Genomic DNA, 867 nt, shown 5'->3' on the forward strand with positions numbered 1-867 from the left:
ACACTGATATAGACCATTACGTCGACTTCGGTCTGGCTAAGGATCGAGACGAGCAGTTCCGCGAACCATTGCATTCCGTTGTAGGTCGCCAGCAAAAATGCAACCTTTGGCAATCTAACTGGAATACCCTTCCTGCTTGCACAAATTGAAAGCTGATGATTAAAAAGACAACGTCCGGATTTAGCGAGCGCTCGAGTCCAAGAGGTTTTGCAGGTACTGACCATAACCTGTCTTTTGCAAAGCATCAGCCTGGGCACCTAACTGGTCAGCAGTGATCCAACCGCTGTTGAAGGCAATCTCTTCCAGACAAGCCACTTTCAAACCTTGGCGTTGCTCAATGGTATGAACGAAATGACTCGCCTCCAGAAGCGAATCGTGAGTACCAGTATCCAGCCAAGCAAAACCACGACCAAGCATTTCAACATTGAGAGTTTTACGTTCTAGATACGCACGATTAACGTCGGTGATTTCCAACTCCCCACGCTCGGAGGGTTTTATGTTCTTGGCAATCTCGACTACATCGTTATCGTAGAAGTACAGACCGGTTACCGCGTAGTTGGACTTCGGCTTCAACGGTTTCTCTTCGATGCTCAGCGCCCGTCCGGTTTTATCGAACTCAACTACACCAAAGCGCTCCGGATCGGATACGTGGTAGCCGAATACCGTTGCTCCACTTAACTGAGTGTTGGCGGAACGTAGATTGTCAGAGAAGTGCTGACCATAAAAAATGTTATCACCCAGAATCAGACAGCAAGGATCCTTGCCGATGAACTCTTCACCGATGATAAAGGCCTGTGCCAGACCATCCGGACTAGGCTGCTCGGCATATGTCAGCTTGATACCATACAGACTGCCATCACCCAGCAG

Annotated in this window: 1 protein-coding gene; it reads right to left on the bottom strand. The window is 48.9% G+C overall.

Translation table 11 applies throughout. The features are described from left to right. Nucleotides 1-180 precede the first annotated feature (180 nt). The coding region (gene rfbA / locus AC1DRJ_RS30220) for a glucose-1-phosphate thymidylyltransferase RfbA (RefSeq protein ID WP_477805345.1) at nt 181-867 on the bottom strand (687 nt) is incomplete at its 5' end.

Source organism: Pseudomonas sp. P5_B2, assembly GCF_056400445.1.